Source organism: Streptomyces sp. NPDC046870, from assembly GCF_040704595.1.
GTDB lineage: Bacteria > Actinomycetota > Actinomycetes > Streptomycetales > Streptomycetaceae > Streptomyces > Streptomyces argyrophylli.
On the sequence record NZ_JBEYXM010000018.1, the window covers coordinates 68,693 to 82,779 of the forward strand.

At 69.8% G+C, this 14,087-nt stretch carries 11 protein-coding genes and 3 pseudogenes; 9 read left to right on the top strand and 5 right to left on the bottom strand.

From position 1 onward, the window contains the following. The first annotated feature begins 73 nt into the window (after positions 1-73). Entirely contained in the window at positions 74-751 is a 678-nt protein-coding gene (locus AB0946_RS29830; RefSeq protein WP_366763765.1) for an HdeD family acid-resistance protein, read from the top strand. Positions 752-780: 29 nt separating this feature from the next. Here the strand turns inward: AB0946_RS29830 and AB0946_RS29835 are convergent, their stop codons facing one another. Continuing rightward, positions 781-1,773: a diacylglycerol kinase family protein gene (locus AB0946_RS29835; protein WP_366763832.1), complete on the bottom strand. Its 993-nt coding sequence runs from the start codon at positions 1,771-1,773 to the stop codon at positions 781-783. Positions 1,774-2,295: 522 nt separating this feature from the next. Here AB0946_RS29835 and AB0946_RS29840 point away from each other — a divergent pair. From AB0946_RS29840 to AB0946_RS29850, 3 genes are all read left to right on the top strand, one after another. Then, entirely contained in the window at positions 2,296-3,399 is a 1,104-nt protein-coding gene (locus AB0946_RS29840) for an AI-2E family transporter (RefSeq protein WP_366763766.1), read from the top strand. Between the two features lie 242 nt (positions 3,400-3,641). Beyond that, positions 3,642-6,101, top strand: a complete 2,460-nt coding sequence (locus AB0946_RS29845; RefSeq protein WP_366763767.1) for a SpoIIE family protein phosphatase — start codon at positions 3,642-3,644, stop codon at positions 6,099-6,101. Positions 6,102-6,556: 455 nt separating this feature from the next. Next, positions 6,557-6,757, top strand: coding sequence for a hypothetical protein (locus tag AB0946_RS29850; protein ID WP_366763768.1), 201 nt, complete (start codon positions 6,557-6,559; stop codon positions 6,755-6,757). 414 nt (positions 6,758-7,171) lie between these two features. On the opposite strand, the pseudogene AB0946_RS29855 reads toward AB0946_RS29850, so the two are convergent. After that, a pseudogene (locus tag AB0946_RS29855) lies at positions 7,172-7,454 on the bottom strand (transcriptional regulator); the annotation flags it as partial. A 167-nt stretch (positions 7,455-7,621) separates the two neighbouring features. Here AB0946_RS29855 and AB0946_RS29860 point away from each other — a divergent pair. From AB0946_RS29860 to AB0946_RS29880, 5 genes and pseudogenes are all read left to right on the top strand, one after another. Beyond that, positions 7,622-7,867, top strand: a pseudogene (locus AB0946_RS29860) (DUF5302 domain-containing protein); the annotation flags it as partial. A gap of 805 nt (positions 7,868-8,672) precedes the next feature. Beyond that, positions 8,673-8,876, top strand: coding sequence for a cold-shock protein (locus tag AB0946_RS29865; RefSeq protein WP_086699230.1), 204 nt, complete (start codon positions 8,673-8,675; stop codon positions 8,874-8,876). Between the two features lie 346 nt (positions 8,877-9,222). Beyond that, positions 9,223-10,701 (top strand): DEAD/DEAH box helicase, encoded by a 1,479-nt coding sequence (locus tag AB0946_RS29870; RefSeq protein WP_366763769.1) that lies wholly within the window; start codon positions 9,223-9,225, stop codon positions 10,699-10,701. Between the two features lie 45 nt (positions 10,702-10,746). Then, a complete protein-coding gene (locus tag AB0946_RS29875; protein ID WP_366763770.1) occupies positions 10,747-11,148 on the top strand; it encodes a CBS domain-containing protein in 402 nt (133 codons plus the stop codon). 49 nt (positions 11,149-11,197) lie between these two features. After that, positions 11,198-11,524: an SCO5918 family protein gene (locus AB0946_RS29880; protein WP_366763771.1), complete on the top strand. Its 327-nt coding sequence runs from the start codon at positions 11,198-11,200 to the stop codon at positions 11,522-11,524. Positions 11,525-11,596: 72 nt separating this feature from the next. Here the strand turns inward: AB0946_RS29880 and AB0946_RS29885 are convergent. The 3 genes and pseudogenes from AB0946_RS29885 to AB0946_RS29895 form a co-directional block, all read right to left on the bottom strand. After that, a pseudogene (locus AB0946_RS29885) lies at positions 11,597-11,731 on the bottom strand (IS30 family transposase); the annotation flags it as partial. Positions 11,732-11,844: 113 nt separating this feature from the next. Further along, positions 11,845-12,963 carry an acyl-CoA desaturase gene (locus AB0946_RS29890; protein ID WP_366763772.1) on the bottom strand — a complete coding sequence of 373 codons (1,119 nt, stop codon included), beginning with the start codon at positions 12,961-12,963 and terminating at the stop codon, positions 11,845-11,847. Between the two features lie 7 nt (positions 12,964-12,970). After that, complete coding sequence (locus AB0946_RS29895; protein ID WP_366763773.1) at positions 12,971-14,026, bottom strand: ferredoxin reductase; 1,056 nt, start codon at positions 14,024-14,026, stop codon at positions 12,971-12,973. Positions 14,027-14,087 lie beyond the last annotated feature (61 nt).

Here is a 14,087-nt window from a genome sequence, read left to right on the forward strand (position 1 = left end):
AACGCAGTCGGGACCGGTCGGGTGACGACATGCACCGACGAGACAACGCTGCTCCACGGAGGAGGCAGACGTCATGACATCCCCCACCGATTCTGCGGGCCACGTTCCCCCGCGCGGCACCGAACCGGAAGAGAACCCCCTGGCCGAAGGCATGGCCGCCCTGGCGAACGTCGGCTGGCAGATCCTGCTCACGATGGGCCTCGCCACCATCGCCCTGGGCGTCGTCGCCCTGGTCTGGCCGGGCGCGACACTGCGCGTCGTCGGCATCCTCTTCGGCGTCTACCTACTGGCCACCGGCGTCTTCCAACTCGCCGCCGCCTTCGGCACCCACGTCCCACGGCACCTTCGCGTGCTGCACTTCATCACCGGCGCCGCGTCCATCCTGCTGGGACTGATCTGCTTCCGGGGCACCCTCGAGTCGCTCCTGCTGCTCGCCCTGTGGATCGGCTTCAGCTGGCTGCTGCGCGGCACCACGGAGACGGCCGCGGCGGCCTCCGCCCCGGCCATGCCGGGCCGCGGCTGGCATGTCGCCTTCGGGATCATCGGCGCTCTGGCCGGCATCGTGATGATCGTCATGCCGTTCGCCTCGATCGCCACACTCACCCTGGTGGTGGGCGTCATGGCCATCATCCTCGGCCTGACCGAAGTGGTCCGGGCCATCAGGACGCGCGTCGAGATCGGCCAGCTCGCTTCGGGTACGGCCACCCAGCGGCGCCCCCTGTTCCACGCGCGTCCGCGCCCCCAGCACTGACCGGCTGCAAACGGTGAACGGTGTTCTGGTCAGTCGGTGTGAGGACCCCGGGCCCGTCCGACAAGTGAGGCCGCCCGCCGGACGACGGCCCATCCCGGCGGCCGCCGTCCGGTGGGCGCGGCACCCGGTCGATGACGGGGCACCCAGACCCGCAGCCTCCGCGGACTGATCCGGCACCGTACGGGAGCGGGCAGGGTCACGGCTTCGCCGTCGAGCCCGACGGGGACGACCGGGGCGTCGGCGTGGACGACGACGTCGTCGGGTGTCGCGAGACGGGTCAGGCCATGCGTCGGCCCGCTTCGCAGCCTGGCGGCCGTCTCCGCGGGCGTCTCCGCCCTGGCGGCCAGTACTCCCAGGAGCCCGGAGTCGAGCTGCGCCCGCCTGCCGAGTCCGGCCGGGTCGTCGACCTGGTAGGGGTTGTTGCTCACCAGCACGGCATCCGGCCGGTCCACCGTGAGCGGTCCTGCGCGTACCACCAGCTCCGGACCCTCGTGGCGGGCCAGGAACTCCGGGAGGATCCTCACCATCGTGCCGATCTTGTCGTCCCGGTAGGCAGGATCCCGCACCAGGGCGGCATACGCTCCGAACGACACGTTGTTGACGAACGCCCGTTCGCCCGCGTAGCCGAGGTCCACGCGCAGCTCGACGCCGTCCGTGAGGGCCTCCAGCGCGGCCGAAGGGTCCTCACGGTCCAGGCCGAGATCCATGGCGAAGTGGTTGCGGGTACCCGCCGGAACGACGACGAAGGGCAGGCCGCTTTCCGCGGCCACCGCGGCGACGAGCGCCTGCGTGCCGTCCCCGCCGGCCACCCCCAGCAGATCCGCACCCTCCTCCACCGCGCGTCGGGCGACAGCCACCAGGTCCTGGGGCCGGGAGGGGTCGATCAGGAACACCTGAGCTCCGAACGCACGGGCTCGTTCCGCGATCCGGAAGCGGCCTGCCTTCCCTCCCCCCGAACGCGGATTCACGATCAGACAGGGATGCCGCGCGCCGGTCACCGGCCGTGACGCGCTCCCGGTCACGGTACGTACCGCCACGCCGTGTGCGTCGGCTGGGCGCACATCACCGCCGAGAGCAGGACCGGGGCGATCACACCCGCAACCGGTGCCCTCGCCCCCCACCGGGCCCACGGTCCGGCGATCGGACCTGCGGCCACCGTCACCATGACGCTCCTCCGACAGTCGCCGGCCTATGGCACCAGCGTGCGGCTCGGTCCGAGCGTCCGCACCTGGGACATACGAGCACCGCTTGGCCAACGACGATCCCGCGACCCGCGTGCGCCGTGGCGGAGGGGGCCGCTGTCCAGGACGTGACCGTCGCCGGCCGCCACAGGAGTAGGCGGACCCAGCCGGCGGATGCCTCCACCGTCTGCACGGATCGCCCCGAGGTGGCCGTGCAGGGATACGGCGGCACCGGCCGCCGGGGCCGCCGACTTGCCGCCAACCAGTGGCAGAGGGGGCGGTGGTGGGGGCGCAGGACACCAGGGCTCACCGGGCGGGGAGCTCACCTCGTTTCCGAGGGCGGGGGCTGGGCACCCAGTGCCCATGGCGTCGCGTCCGGTTCCGGTGCGAACCATCCTCGCCACCATCGGCCTGGTCCTCGCCACCTACGTCGTACTCGAACTGGTGGTGCATGCTCGCCGGGTCTTGATCTGGGCGGTCATCGCGTTGTTGCTGGCCGTCTCCCTTCATCCGGCGGTCGAGGCGCTGCGGCGACGGGTGCCGCGATGCCGACGGTCGGTGGCGACCTTGCTGGTCTTCCTGGCTGCCGCCGTGGCCGTCGGCGCGGTGGTCGCCCTGTTCGTGATCCCCCTGGCCCAGGAGGGAAGCCGGCTCGCCGGTCGTCTGCCCGCCATGATCAGGGACGCCCAGGCCGGTCGCGGGCCGGTCGGCAACCTGCTGGAGCGGACGCACGCGCTGCAGTACGTCCAGCGGCATCAGGCACAGATCCGCGCGTTCGCCACCGGACTGAGTACGCCCGTCTTGAAGTTCATCCGCGGTGCAGCGACCACGGCGACAGGCGCTCTCACCATCTTCGTCCTGGCCTATCTGATGGTCCTGGAGGGCCCCAAGGCCATAGACCGGTCCCTGGCCCTCGTGGACTCGGCGTCCGCGGCCCGTATACGCCGCGTCGGAGGCGCGTGCGCCCGTACCGTCAACGGCTACCTGACCGGAAACTTGCTGATCAGCTGTGTCTGCGGGGTCCTGACCTACCTCATGCTGCTCGTTTCCGGAGTGCCGTTCGCCGGCCTGCTGGCCCTCTTCGTCGCCTTGACGGACCTCATTCCCCTGGTGGGCGCCACCATAGGGGCCGTCGTCGCCTCCGCGGTGGCCTTCGTCCACTCCATGCCGGCCGGCATCGGCGCCATCGTCTTCTTCGTCGTCTATCAGCAGGCGGAGAACCACCTACTGCAACCGCTCATCCTGTCCCGGACGGTGAAACTCAACCCCCTCACCGTGCTGCTGGCCATCCTGATCGCCGCGGAAGTCGCCGGGATCCTCGGTGCCCTGCTGGCCATTCCGGTCACCGGCGTCCTTCAGGTCGTCCTCGGGGACGTCTGGGCCCACCGCAAGAGCCGGCGGCTTCGGTTGCCGATGAGCGCAGACAACAGCCCTGAGAACGCCGACGGGGCTGGCGGCCCCGAATGACCGCTCCGTGACACCCGGCCGCCGTCAGCGCCCGGCCGAGGTGCTGCGGCCGCGTGAGGTGCTTGACGATGAGCGCCCCTATCTATGATGATTTCATCATAAGTGGGCAGAATATCCGATTTGACCCCTGCCTTCCGTGTGCCGCTCAACCGGACAACGCCGTTCACCACCGCTGCACACAGAGCGCGACACGCCACGTGCGGACGCTCTCTTCACCACCGCACCGATGGGACGAACAGCGAATGACGAACACCGACCCCACACCCGCAGCCGAACCGGCGGGCGACCATGAGATGCCCGACGCCGCGATAGCCATGACCGACGCGGAGGGCACCGTGACGGGGTGGACACAGGCCGCGCAACAGCTCGTCGGGTACACCGCCGCGGAGGTGGTGGGCCGATCCGTCGCCCACATGCTGCCGCTCGAGGATCCCCGGAGGGCTTCCGCGTTCGCCGAGCAGTGCCGTACGCGGGGTGGCTGGTCGGGGACCGCGGCGGTCCGCCACCGCGACGGCCACACGCTCAGGATGACGCTGCGGGTCTCGCTGCTGCGGGGGCAGGACACCGGCATCCGGTGGCTGGTGTCCGTCACGGACATAGGTTCCCTGTCCTCGGGGACGGCCAACGGACCGGTGCGCGACTCGCTCCTGGTCCGCGCACCGATCGGCATCGTCGTCTACGACCCGCGGCTGCGCTGTGTCTGGGTGAACGACGCCATGGAGCGTCATGACGGCATGCCCCGGCACCAGCGCTTCGGACGCGGCCTGAAGGACTCGCTGCCCGCCGTCGAGGCCGAAGCACTCGAGGTGGTGATGCGGCAGGTGCTGGAGAGCGGAACCACGAGGGTGCACGAGTACCGGGCATGGCCGCCGGCCGACCGGCGCCGCGAGCACGCCTTCTCGGCCTCGTTCTTCTGCCTCCAGGGCGCGGACGGCACACCCCTGGGCGTGTGCTCCATGACGGTGGACGTCACCGGGAACACGCGGGCGCGCGAGCGCCTCGCCATCCTCAGCGAGGCCGGTACGCACATCGGGAGCACCCTCGACGTGATGCGGACCGGTCAGGAACTGGCCGAGCTCGCCGTGCCGCTGCTGGCCGACCACGCCCTCGTCGACCTGGTGGAGACGGTCCCGTCCGGCGTCGAGCCGCCGGCTCGCAGCGGCATGGCGAGAGGCCGCCCGCCGCTGCTGCGCCGTGCCGGTGTGGCCTCCGTCGACCTGGGTGCCCTCGAGTCGCCCTGGGTGCGCGAGGAAGTGGTCCACGCCCATCCGGACTCGCCGTTCACCGCCGCCGTACGCACGGGCCGGTCCCACCTGGAACCCGTGCTGGACACCCGTTCCGGCCCCTGGGTCGACCACGACCCGGTACGGGCGCAGAAGGTACGGGACAGCGGCGTCCACTCCTTGATGGTCGTACCCATCCGCGCGCGACGGCGCGTGCTGGGACTGGCGCTCTTCGGCCGCTCCGCGGAGCAGACGCCCTTCCAGGAGGACGACCTGCTCCTCGCCGAGGAACTGGTCACCCGGGCGGCACTCTGCCTCGACAACGCGCTCCAGTACGCCCGTGAACGCACCGCCGCCCTCACGCTGCAACGCGACCTGCTGCCCCGTCGAGTGCGGGGCGGTGCTGCCGTCGAGGTTGCCTCGCGCTACGTACCGGCCGACATGGACCACGGGGTGGGAGGCGACTGGTTCGACGTGATCGAGCTGTCCGGCGCCCGCGTGGCCCTGGTCGTCGGCGACGTGGTCGGACACGGCATCAACGCCGCGGTGACCATGGGAAGGCTGCGCACCGCCGTGCGCACCCTCGCGGACCTCGACCTGCCCCCCGACGAACTGCTGTCACACCTCGACGACACGGTCCGGCGGCTGAACGACGAGGACGCCGATGACTCCGGCCAGGCCCCGGCGCTGGTGGGCGCCACCTGTCTGTACGTCGTCTACGACCCGGTCACCCGACGGTGCACGATGGCGCGTGCCGGGCATCCTCCGCCCCTCGTCGTCGCCCCGCAGGGCGGGGTCACCGTCCCCGACCTGCCCCCCGGAGCTCCGCTCGGCCTCGGCCTCGGCCTGGTGCCCTTCGAGTCGGTGGAACTGGAGCTGGCCGAGGGCAGCACGCTCGCCTTCTACTCCGACGGCCTGGTCGAATCCCGCGACGAGGACATCGACGTCGGCCTGCGCCGCCTGGGCGCCGCCCTGGCCCAGCCGGGCCCCTCCCTGGAGGACGTGTGCTCTCGGGTGGTGGAGACCTTGCGGAGTCACACACCGGCCGACGACGTCACCTTGCTCCTTGCCCGCACCCGTGCGCTGGAGCCCGCCCGGGTTGCCTCCTGGGACCTGCCGAACGAACCGGTCAGCGTCACGACCGCCCGGCACCTGGCCGCCCGCCGGCTCAGGGAATGGGGTCTGGAGCCGCTCGTGACGTCCGTGGAGTCGATCGTCAGCGAACTGGTCGCCAACGCCGTCCGCCACGGCGACGGCCCCAGCCGTCTGCGGCTCATCCGGCACCGGGTGCTGACGTGTGAGGTCTCCGACAGCGTCACCGGCCGGCCGCGCCCCGGCCGTCCCCATGCGCTCGACGAGCACGGCCGGGGCCTCCACCTGGTCGCACAGCTCTCGCGGAGGTGGGGTACCCGCTCCGCGACGGACGGCAAGATCGTCTGGGCCGAACACGACCTGCCCTCCACGGCGGGCGCCTTGTGACCCGCCGGAGAGCCGGGGGACGGCAGTGAGTGTTCGCGCATACTCCGGGGCCTTGCCGAATCCAGGCGCCATCACGGTTCAGACCGCCCGAGCGGGCCGGTGCCAGCACGGACCCGTCCGTTCGGCGCGAGGGCGTCCTGGGTGTGGACACGCACGGCGAGGTGCATGTCGCCGCCGTGATCTCCCCGCTCGGGAGGATCCTGGGAACGGAGTCCTTTCCGGCGCCGGCGGCCGGCCACCGACAGATGCTTGTCTGGAAGTGAACCGGCCCGACCGCTCGGCCCCCCGGCTGCTGGGGAAGTCGGACCCGCTCGACGCTCAGGCTGCCGCGCGGATCGTGCTCAGCGGTCGTGCCCGGGCCCGGGCCAAGTCCGGCGACGGTCCGGTGCACAGCGCCCGGATCTTCGAGCTCGCCAAGGACTCCGCGGTCACCCCAGGCGATCAACCATGTGAGCATGCTCGCCGAGCGCGTTGAACAGCTCACCGGGCAGATCGATGAGCTGAACCGGCGCCTGACCCGGTTCGTCGAACGTCACGCCCCGCGACTGCTCGTACCGGTGGGCATGGGCCCGGACAGCGCCGTCACTCTCCTGATCACCACGGGAGACATCCCCGAGCCGGAACGTCCTCCTCGGCGGCAGCGCGGTCGGGCATGAGCTCGGCGACGGCCGTGCGGATCACGCCGCGGCTGACGCCGTGCTCGCGGGCGAGGGAGGCGATCGCGGCCCTCCAGGTAGGCGCAGGTCTGCAGCGGTCTGTACCGAGCGCAGCAGCTCGTCCGATGCCTCGTACCCCTCAGCGAGCTGAGCACGATGGTGCCGCACCAGCTCGTCGACACCCCCAGCTCCACCGAGGTGATGAGCGCCGTCCGCTCCGCCGCCCCGTGTCTCGGCGTCATGGCGGAGGCCGACCCTCACGACGTGCTGGCCGAGGACCTGCTGGCGGTCCTCACCCGGCGAGACCTCGACTCCTCGGAGCAACGACCTCGTCCAGCAGGAACGCGAACACCGCGCATCCTGGCCGGCCGCCGCCAACCGCCTCGGACCGGAGAAACGGCAGTCCGCCGAGTCCTCGCCCAGTGACGCGAGCATCAGCCGATAGTCGGGGAACTCCTCGGGCCCGGCAGTCGCACCAGCCCGCTGCGGCGGATATCGGCTACCGCGGCCCACATCTCATCACCGTCGACCGTGCCGGCCCCATGTCTGCCTCGGTGGTTCGGTCGGCACCAGGGGTCAGGGTGACCGCCTCATGACTCGCCTCGATACGCATGCCGGAAAGCACCGGCATGCCGGGCTCGCGTGCGGTCGCGGACAGGACCTGCTCGACCGCATCCGCCAGCAGCATCTGCGGGCCGGCGGGGTGCACGCCGAGGCCCTGCACAGGGATACCTCGGCAGGCCTAAAATGGTCGGCATCGGGCCGGACGGCGTCCGGCTTGCCGGCCTGCGCCCGCAGCAGGGGTCTGCTGCCCCGCCCAGCGCCCCGGTCGTAAGGCTCGATGGGTGGCTCGACAGCTCGCCCGTGGGCTGGGGCCGTTCTTCAAGGGCCGCAGAGCCCGTATCCACGGAAGGTTCGGAGCCGGCTGCCCCCGAGACGTCCCCTCTGGAGCCGGACAGCGACGGCAACTACGACCTCAAGCGCAAGTTCCGCGAAGCCCTGGCGCGCAAGCGCGGTGCGCAGGCGGATACCGCCGATGCTGCCAAGTCGGATGCGTCGAAGGTCCGTTCGGCGTACGGCCCGGCTGCCAGCCAGCGGTCGTTCAGGCGCGCTGTCCACTCGCGCGTGCCGTGCAGTGGCCCGCGACGTGCGCATGTCCGTGCGTGCGTTGTGGGCGGGGCGTAGCCGGCGGACTCGCCTGGGCAATGGCCCAGATGCGGTTGGCTCGGGTCGGTGGCGCCGCCGAACTGGAATTCCGGGATGAGGGCACGGCCTTGTCCGAGGGTGCGCGGCCGATGTTGCGCGCCTTGCGTGCCCCCGTACCGCTGTGGAAAAACGACTGCGGCTGTCGTCAGTTCCTCGCCGTCCGGGCCTGAGGCTCGTACGGCGGGCCACAGCACCGTCTCTCGTTCTCGCTGGTGAAGGTCGTCGAGGGTCAGGTACTGATCCGTCAGCCGCCGTTCCCTCGCACGGCGTTGCCGCACCAACGCCGCTGTTTCCACCGACCTGATCGACGGTCTGGTCCTTGATGGTCTTCGACATGGCCGCTCCCGTGCGTGCGCCGGAGACGGGCCGTGCCCTTACGCCGGGCGCGCCCCCAAAGCTTCCCGAAACGTTGCGCTTCGGCTGGGTCAAAACCTGTTCCCGCGAGCTGAGGTTTCAACGGGACAGGCAGACAGATTCTCTACCGCATTAAGTGGGGTGGGATTCTTCACCGTACACAGGCCGCTTCGGCGTGCTACTGTCGATCTCAGTTGCAGTTGTGGTTCCCAAAACTTCAAGTGCCCTCCGGCCGGCGCCTGTGCCACTGGAAGCGCTTTTGTTATCCGGTTTTTTTCCGGGCGGGGTGATCATCGCGGCGACACAGGGTCCGCGCAGTGCGGATCCCGATGCACTGCCCCAAAGGAGAAATGACATGGCTGCTGGTACCGTGAAGTGGTTCAACGCGGAAAAGGGCTTCGGCTTCATCGAGCAGGACGGTGGCGGCGCTGATGTGTTCGCCCACTACTCGAACATTGCCGCCCAGGGCTTCCGTGAGCTGCTGGAGGGTCAGAAGGTGACCTTCGACATCGCCCAGGGCCAGAAGGGCCCGACGGCCGAGAACATCGTCGTCGCCTGACGCTGACTGTCGCGTAATCGTAGCTGGGGCCCGCATCCTTCGGGGTGCGGGCCCCAGCTGCTCGCATTCTTCCGCAGTGGTTCTCCTGCGGACGACAGTCAGGAAACCCGCAGGCTCACCGCATACGGAGCATCCTTCAGGGGTGCACGAATCCCTTCATAACTTATCGCGGCGGACGCCCGAACATTGCGTCCGCTTCGCGCCACTCATTCCAGCGCCTGTGCTCGCACGGATTTTTCGTCGGCCAGATTCGCTTACGTATTCCACCGGTCCATTCTTGCAATTCTCTGAGCTGCTGATCGCTGCGGGAATTCCTTGATATGTGCCGCATCGAGGAAGGTTCCGCATGAACCGCACACGCACGAACGACCGCTTCGCTCGCACCCGTAACGGCAGTGCCGAATCCGGAAGGGGCGGCAGCCGATTCGGTTCGTCGGCCAGGAGCCGCTCCGGCGGTTACGGCCGCCGGCCCGCCGCGGCCCAGGGGGAGTTCGCGCTGCCCAAGACGATCACTCCCGCGCTCCCCGCCGTGGAGGGCTTCGCCGACCTCGACATGCCCGGTGCACTGCTGGGCGCGCTCAACTCGCAAGGCGTGACCGTACCCTTCCCGATCCAGGCCGCGACCCTGCCGAATTCCCTCGCCGGCCGGGACGTACTGGGCCGTGGCCGCACCGGCTCCGGCAAGACCCTCGCCTTCGGGCTGGCGCTGCTGGCCCGTACGGCCGGGCAGCGCGCCGAGGCGAGGCAGCCGCTGGGGCTGATCCTCGTACCTACGCGTGAGCTGACGCAGCAGGTCACCGACGCGCTCGCCCCGTACGCCCGCTCCGTGAGGCTGCGGCTGGCCACGGTGGTGGGCGGAATGCCGATCGGCCGACAGGCGAACGCGCTTCGCGCCGGCGCCGAGATCGTCGTCGCCACGCCGGGACGCCTCAAAGACCTCATCGACCGTGGCGACTGCCGACTGAACCAGGTTTCCATCACCGTCCTCGACGAGGCCGACCAGATGGCCGACATGGGCTTCATGCCGCAGGTCACCGCCCTCCTCGACCAGGTCCGCCCCGAAGGCCAGCGCATGCTGTTCTCCGCCACTCTCGACCGCAACGTCGACCTGCTCGTGCGCCGCTACCTCAGCGATCCCGTCGTGCACTCCGTCGACCCCTCGGCCGGCGCGGTCACAACGATGGAGCACCACGTGCTCCACATTCACGGCGCCGACAAGCACGCGGCAACCACCCAGATCGCCGCACGCGACGGTCGCGTGATCATGTTCCTCGACACCAAGCACGCCGTCGACGGCCTCACCGAACACCTCCTGAACAGCGGGGTACGGGCCGCCGCCCTGCACGGCGGGAAGTCACAGCCACAGCGCACCCGCACGCTGGCACAGTTCAAGACCGGACACGTCAACGTGCTGGTAGCGACCAACGTCGCGGCGCGCGGCATCCACGTCGACAACCTCGACCTCGTCGTCAACGTCGACCCGCCGACCGACCACAAGGACTATCTCCACCGCGGTGGCCGCACCGCCCGCGCAGGAGAGTCCGGCAGCGTCGTCACCCTGGTCACCCCCAACCAGCGCCGCGGCATGACCCGTCTCATGGCAGCGGCCGGCATCGTCCCGCAGACCACTCAGGTCCGCGTCGGCGAAGAGGCCCTGCACCGCATCACCGGCGCCCAGGCCCCCTCCGGCATCCCGGTCGTCATCACCGCACCGGTGGTCGAACGCCCCAAGAAGCGCGGCGCCACCTCACGCGGCCGACGCCGCCCCGTCTCGGCGGCCCGCCGCGCGCCCGTACGGCAGTCCAACGCCGGTGCGGCGGCATAGAACCTTCGTGTCAGGTAGCCCGCCCAACTTCGCAGGAGGCACCCTTTGACGCTGGACCAGACGCAGTTCCGCTCAACACGTACCAACGCCGTGCAGCCGGCGGCCGATCCCGCGGACGCGGCCGGACCGCAGGTCTGGGAGGACATGACCGTGGAGGTGGCACTGTCCGTGATGGCCGCCGCCCGTACACGTCAGCTGGTCGTCTGCGACGAGGACGGTACGTGCACCGGCCTGGTCACCCGGGACCGGCTCACGGCCGTTCGTGACGGTTCCGGATACACGGACAGGATCCGCCTGCGGGACATCGAAGACGTCATCGGGCCATTCGCGTCGCCGCCGGCCACCAGGGCCGAAGCCGAACATGCGATGCGCCGCCGCCGGATCGGGGCCGCGCCCGTGACCGACGAACACGGCAACGCTCCAAGCGCCCTCGTCCTTTCCCGCTGAACCGCCCTCACCCCACCCGGCCTAGTCTTCTCGTCTCCCTGGAGGCATCATGCGCTGTGTCATCGCCCGCTTCCCGTTCGACCTGACCAAGAGCGGCGTGGTGGAATCGATGAAGGGCGTCAGACCCGAGCCGGTCACCGGTGAGTTCGTCATCATCGGACGACGCCACTACCCCGCCAAGCAGGTCGGCCAGGTCGTCACCCGCCAGGACCGGCGCGATTTCAGCACCGGCGAAGTCCTCAGGGCCATGACCCGACTCGGCTTCACCTGCCGCACCCGCCCTACCGCCGCATCCGCGCCCCTGGCCGGCCCGTACGGGCCGGCTTCCACCACGCTCGGCGCTCCCCCTGTCCGCCTGACGTACGGACAGGTGTGAGCCGAACCGAGCAGTGAGGCCCCACCGGCATGGGCGAATTCGAGGGGGCGTAGCAACGCTGCGGTGAGTTGATCAAGCCGCGAGCAGGTTAGACAGACGCTCGGCTGGGGTCTCCCGGTCGAGCGTTCTGCCTGGGCGGCTGTTGAGTTCGGTGGCGGCGGCGTCCAGGTCCTCGCGGGTGTGGCGCGATAGGTCGGTGCCCTGGGGAGCAGCAACATGACGGCCACGGGCATCAAAAACGCGGACAGCCCGGTGTACCGGCTGGAGCCTGCGGACAAGGGCGCCTGACCTCGGGTTCGTGAGCCAGGCGCTTGTGACCATCAGGCGGCGACGAGCTCCCGCTCGCGGTCCGGCGTCCTGACCGCGGGCTTCTTGTTCGGCAGCGAGAGCCGGAAGACCTTGCGCCACGCGGAGAACACCTGCTTGGGCAGTGGCCCGGTGACGTACTCCAGCTCGTACTTCTCGAACAGTGCGCGCACCTTCACCGCGACCTCGGCGTACCGGTTGCTCGGCAGGTCCGGGAACAGGTGGTGCTCGATCTGGTGCGACAGGTTGCCGGTCATGAAGTGCATGGCCCTGCTGCCGCTGATGTTCGCCGAGCCCATCATCTGGCGCAGGTACCACTGGCCGCGCGTCTCGCCCTTGATCGACCGGCGCTCGAAGACCTGCACGCCCTCGGGGAAGTGCCCGCACATGATCACCGAGTGGGACCAGATGTTGCGGACCAGGTTCGCGGTGAACGTGGCGGCGAGCGTGGGCAGGAACGAAGGGCCCGACAGCAGCGGGTGGATCACGTAGTCCTTGAGCACCTGCTTGCGGATCTTGCGGCCCACGGCCTTGGCCCGCGCGCGGAACTCCGGGTTCTTGCGGCGGCGCTTGTGCAGATTCTTGCCGAGCTCCAGGTCGTAGGCGGCGATGCCGTACTCGAAGAAGCAGGCGTTGATGAAGTTCCACAGCGGCTGGCCGAGGTGGAACGGGTGCCACTTCTGGTCCTCGTCGACGCGCATGATGCCGTAGCCGAGGTCGTTGTCCTTGCCGATCACGTTGGTGTAGGTGTGGTGCAGCTCGTTGTGCGAGTGCTTCCACTGGTCGGCCGGCGAGACGTGATCCCACTCCCAGGTGGTGGAGTGGATCTTGGGGTCGCGCATCCAGTCCCACTGGCCGTGCAGGATGTTGTGGCCGATCTCCATGTTGTCCATGATCTTCGCCACGGACAGACCGGCGGTGCCGAGCAGCCACGCGGGCGGGAACATCGAGAACAGCAGCACGCCCCTGCTGACCAGCTCGAGCTTGCGCTGCGCCGAGATGATCCTGCGGATGTAGGCGGCGTCTTTCTCGCCGCGGCCGGCGATCACCTCGTCGCGGATGGCGTCCAGCTCACGGCCGAGCTCCTCGATCTGCTCCGCCGTCAGGTGGGCGGTGGGGTCGATGGCGGTCAAGGTGCTCCTACCGGTCGATGTCACAGGGGCCCGCCGCGGCGGACACACAGGTCTGGATGAGGACGCCCGGCTCGGCCTCGGTGATCTCGCCGGTGCGCAGGTCTCGGACGGCGCCCGCCTTGAGCGGCGTGACGCAGCCGAAGCAGATGCCCATGCGGCACCCGGAGGGCATGAGCACGCCGGCCTCCTCGCCGACGTCCAGCAACGGCGTAGCGCCGTCCGCGTCGACGGTTTTGCCGGTGGCGCTGAACGTGACCTCGCCGCCGTCGCCGGCGACGACGATGCCGGGGCGGAAGCGCTCGGTGTGCAGGCGCTCTTGTACGCCGTGCTCGGCCCAGTGCTCCTCGGCGGCGTCGAGCAGCCCCGCGGGCCCGCAGGCCCAGGTCTCGCGCTCGGCCCAGTCGGGCACGAGTTCGTCCAGACGAGCGATGTCGAGCGTTCCGTCTGTGGCGGTGTGCACCTCGATGAGCCGCAGCTTCTTGTCCACGACCAGATCGTGCAGTTCGTTGCGGAAGATCACGTCCTGCGGCCGTGGCGCGCAGTGAACCATGACGACGTCGTCGAACTCGATGTCGCGCAGCATGCCCATCACGGGCGTGATCCCGCTGCCGGCCGTCAGGTAGAGCACCTTGGCGGGCTTGGCCTGCGGCAGCACGAAGTCACCGGTCGCCTGGTCGAGCTGGATCAGCGTGCCCGGTTTCGCCCTGCGGACCAGGTGGTTGCTGACCTTGCCGTCCGGGATCGCCTTCACGGTGATCGTGACGCGGCCGTCCCGGCGGTTCGTCGGCGAGGTGATGGAGTAGGCACGCCACATACGCACCCCGTCGACGTCGACCCCGATCCGCACGTACTGACCGGCTGTGTGGCCGCGCCAACCCCGTCCCGGCCTGATCACGACAGTCGCGGCGTCATCCGTCTCGGGGTGCACGGCCTCGATGCGCCCCCGCAGGTCAGCGCCCGCACGCAGTGGGCTGACCAGGTCGAGGTAGTCCGACGGCAGCAGCGGCGTCGTGACCATCTCCAGCAGTTTCCACGCCCTGCTGCGGAGGGCTGCACTTGTCATGACTCCAGCTTGCTGCGCCTCAAGGCGTAAAGTCCTGACCGAAGGACGTAAATCTGGTCGG

What these genes read in the sequence shown, in the direction of transcription:
- AB0946_RS29830 (WP_366763765.1), top strand. Translation starts at nt 74, where the DNA reads ATGACATCCCCCACCGATTCTGCGGGCCACGTTCCCCCGCGCGGCACC.
- AB0946_RS29840 (WP_366763766.1), top strand. Translation starts at nt 2,296, where the DNA reads ATGGCGTCGCGTCCGGTTCCGGTGCGAACCATCCTCGCCACCATCGGC.
- AB0946_RS29845 (WP_366763767.1), top strand. Translation starts at nt 3,642, where the DNA reads ATGACGAACACCGACCCCACACCCGCAGCCGAACCGGCGGGCGACCAT.
- AB0946_RS29850 (WP_366763768.1), top strand. Translation starts at nt 6,557, where the DNA reads ATGCTCGCCGAGCGCGTTGAACAGCTCACCGGGCAGATCGATGAGCTG.
- AB0946_RS29865 (WP_086699230.1), top strand. Translation starts at nt 8,673, where the DNA reads ATGGCTGCTGGTACCGTGAAGTGGTTCAACGCGGAAAAGGGCTTCGGC.
- AB0946_RS29870 (WP_366763769.1), top strand. Translation starts at nt 9,223, where the DNA reads ATGAACCGCACACGCACGAACGACCGCTTCGCTCGCACCCGTAACGGC.
- AB0946_RS29880 (WP_366763771.1), top strand. Translation starts at nt 11,198, where the DNA reads ATGCGCTGTGTCATCGCCCGCTTCCCGTTCGACCTGACCAAGAGCGGC.
- AB0946_RS29895 (WP_366763773.1), bottom strand. Translation starts at nt 14,026, where the DNA reads ATGACAAGTGCAGCCCTCCGCAGCAGGGCGTGGAAACTGCTGGAGATG.